The following is a 3,970-nucleotide window of genomic DNA, read 5'->3' on the forward strand; positions in this document are numbered from 1 at the left end:
TCAAAATTGATGGAAATTCTCTATCAATTCGCAATACACCAAGAAGATAATCAATCAAATCATCTTTAGTTGGTATTTTGTCCATTATATGCAATCCATACGGAATAAGCCTTCTTTTCATCTTGTATAACTCTTTTCTTACTTCCAAAGGTTCTGGGGTTAAGTCCAGTTCATTTGCAATTTCCCTAATTAATTCAAGGGTCTTTTCATCTTTATTTTCATCATATTGATTTAGTAAATCCTCTAAAACAATATACTTTTCGTAAAGACCAGAACTTTTCATAGGAGGTGAAGCATGTGAGATGCAAATTGCATAAGAACGCCTCTTAGCAATTGTTGATTCAGATGTATTTCCTATCCAGTAGTAGTATATATGAGGCATATTTCCAATGAGTACATCGGGAGAGCATTCAGCCGAAAGAGCAATTTCTTTACCTTTTGTAAATTCGAGTGTCCCATGCATCCCGAAGTGAATTATAGCATCTGCCCGAAATTCATTTTCCAAGAAGGAATAATATGCAAAATACTGATGATGTGGTGGTAGGTCCTTGTCATGGTAGGCTTTATCTGGGTCTTCATGCACACCTCTTGATGGTTGAATACCCAAGAATATGTTGCCAAGTATAACACCAGGAATCAAAATGCAATCTCCATCGGTCATTACATTACCGGGGGGATTGCCCCAATGTTTTATTACAGCCTCTTGAACGGATTTTGGTAGAGTTTTGAACCACAACATATATTTATCAGCAGGTACCCTCAGTCCTGATTTTTGGAAATAGTTCGGACTGTTCACTATTCCAGAAGAGATAAAAAGTTCTTTCAACCCTGTATTTGGAATTTCAACCTTGTATCCCCTTTCTTTCAGTTTTTCCAAAAATATTTTCATACTGGCAAAAACATCAAGATAGCCAGCATTTGCCAGATTGTCTTCTCCGGGTGGATAGTTGTAAGTTATGATAGCGATGCGCTTCTCATGGTTTGGTTTGTTTCTCAAAGCTATCCAGTTTTTTATTCTATCACCCAGTTTTTTAATTCTATCCTCCATTACATCCATCTGTTTTACCTTCCCAAGAATTGGGTCGTCGATGGCTTTAAGTCCTGCTACAAAAATTGGTTCTATTCCTCCATCTAATTCAGGTAATGTCACTCCGAGCACAATTTCAAGAGGATTTATACCTTGTTTATTTTCCCTCCATTTTTCTATTTCAGTTTCGTATGCTCTTAATCCAATGATAAGAGGAATATTTTTTTCTTTTAAGAATTGATAAGTAGGTTCTGGCTCGCCACCATAAGGTCCACCGTGAATTCTAAAATACTGTAGATTTAAAAAAAGGTCGATATTTTTTAGATATTTGTTTATGGCTTCAATGTTGTATTCAACCTTTGAAAAAACAAATATGAGATTTACATCTTTTTTCAGGTATTCATATAACGCATCTGCTATCGGTTTTGTATCAGCAAAATGCATTCCACCGTAAAGCAATACTCCAACTGTGGATTTTTTCTTATCAAACCTAATCTCTTTTTTATACTCATCTATATCATCATAGGTTCTTCCTTTTGTTGGCTCATAAAGTCCATAACTGGATTGTTTAGGAGGTGGAACCTTTCTTATCTCTTTAATGCCCGCATAGTTTTTAAGCAGAAACAGAATGAGATTTTTCAAATTCTCTGAGTCACCTTCAGCATAATATTCCTGAGCTAAAACCCAGTCTCGCATACCTTTTAGCATTCCAAAGGGTAAGAGTTTTCCTAATTTTTTTGTTAATTCAGAGAATTTCTTTGCTTTAACATAAGTATGAACATTGAACTCTTTTTCCTTTCCTGGCTTAAAAATCGTTTCTCCTCTAAATTTGCCCATTTTTGTAAGTGCAAAGATGTGCTGGCTACCACCAACCAAAACGACAATGGTTTTATCTTTGCCCTTAAGTATCCCTGGAAGTTCTCTTCCAACCCGTATATCTCCCCGTATGTCTACAAGTATTATGTCAGAAGAATTTATTTCCTCCTCAATGGGTTTAAGTGATGCGTCTGGATTTTCGTAATCATTAAAGTATATTTTTCTAACTTCAACTATATCTCCATATTCTTCTCTTATTGCGCTAACTGCATCCTTCAGAGCCACCGTATTATCCACCGTTGTTAAAGCAAGTATCTTTTTCATATTACATCCTCCAGATAAAAATGAGGGGAATTAAACATTTCAGCAATTTCTTCAAGTACTCCAATGCTTCTATTCTTACTCTCAGCATTTACAACTACAAGATTTAAGCCATCATAATAGGTGGATAGGAACTTAATGTCTTCTTCTAAATTATTTTTGATGAAAACATTACCTTTTCCATCTGAAATTAGAATAACTGTTGGCACTGCTTTAATTTCTTTTTTAGCTATTTCAAAAGCCTTAAGAAGGGCAGGTGTAAGAGGTGTCTTACCCCCTGTAGGGAGTTTTTCCAAGGCATCTATCAATTTATCATAATCTGAAGTAGGCTCTACCAAGATCTCAGCATCATCTCCTCGAAATGCTAATAGGGCAACTCTATTTTTCTTTTCATAGGATTGTTTTAATAAGAGCCGTGTGAGTGTCTTGGCAAACCTTATCTTTTTTTCTATTCCCATAGATGATGATGAATCAAGCAGAATGATGTAAAGTGCTTCGCCCTTGCTTATCCTCACCTTTTCCATAAGATGTTCAGGTAACACTTCTAACTTTCCGGTTTCTCTAACAGCCTTTCTCAATGTGGCATCGATCGCTATGTTTTTTGGGGTTTTGCTTTCCCTTGCTTTAATATATAATCCTCTTTCTCCCTCCATTTTTGGAAAATCTCTTCCTCGTGTAGAACTGGTTGCATCAAGTTCAAGTAGGTCTCTTTTTATCCCAGCATCTTTTTCAAAATCAAATATTTCCTCTTTTGTCCTTTCCTGTAAAATGGTCTCTATCACTTCTGTTGGGGGTGTCACCCCTTTTTCAAATGGTTTCTGTCGTATTCTGTGAGAAAGTGCTAATAGAGCGGCTTCTTTGAGATCTTCTTCTGTTACATAATCTCTTTCGCTTAATGCGGAGAGTGCTTTTGCTGTCTTTTCCATTACGATATCTGCACGATGTGTTTTAATTCCGAGAGACTTTGTTATCTCAACGATCTTCTCAACTAAATTCTGTGGGATATTGATTTGCGAGAGATTTAATTGAGCATTAGCTATGCGCTTTTTCAGCATCTCCTGTGCATCCTTAAATTTTTCCTCAAATTTCCAAGGGTCTGAGTCAAAATCCCTCCGGTATTCCATTACCTTGAGCCTATCTTCTTTTGAAGATAGGGCATTAACTTCTACGCATAGGCCAAAACGGTCCAATAACTGTGGTCTCAGTTCACCTTCTTCTGGGTTCATTGTTCCAATAAGGATAAAGCGTGCCGGATGGTAAACAGAGATTCCCTCTCTTTCTACAATATTTACCCCCATTGCAGCAGCATCTAAGAGAATGTTAACGAGATGGTCATCAAGCAAATTCACTTCATCAATGTAGAGTATATTTTTATTGGCTCTCGCTAAAAGACCTGGCTCTAATGCCTTTATGCCTTCTTTAAGTGCTCGTTTAATGTCGATCGTTCCAATGACCATATCCTCTGTTGCAGATAAAGGCATATCAACAATTTCCATTTTTCTTTCAGTCCATGGCAGCTGTCCTTCTCTTTCATATCGCTCCTGACAAGACTTGCACATCAGCCTTAGATTCTTGGGGTCACAGTTAAAGGGACAGTCCATAACAACCCTTATTTTGGGGAGTATATCTGTAAGCGCCCGCACAGCAGTGGATTTTCCACTACCTTTGTCACCTTTTATTAGCACTCCACCGATACTAGGGTCTATAGCATTAACTAGCAATGATTTTTTTAGAAGTTCTTGGTTTACAATCGCAGTGAATGGGAATAGGACGAATTTATGGTGCATCTTTCATTCTCCTAAGCCA

Annotated in this window: 2 protein-coding genes; both read right to left on the reverse strand. The window is 37.1% G+C overall.

Annotated elements, in window-relative coordinates:
- Nucleotides 1-2,167 (reverse strand): cobaltochelatase subunit CobN (locus ACUVXA_RS17680; protein ID WP_445872606.1); only part of this gene is annotated, 2,167 nt, incomplete at its 3' end.
- Nucleotides 2,164-3,951 (reverse strand): magnesium chelatase subunit D family protein, encoded by a 1,788-nt coding sequence (locus ACUVXA_RS17685; RefSeq protein ID WP_445872607.1) that lies wholly within the window; start codon nt 3,949-3,951, stop codon nt 2,164-2,166. The genes ACUVXA_RS17680 and ACUVXA_RS17685, both read right to left, overlap by 4 nt.
- Between the last annotated feature and the right edge of the window lie 19 nt (nt 3,952-3,970).

Source organism: Candidatus Jordarchaeum sp. (assembly GCF_052745115.1).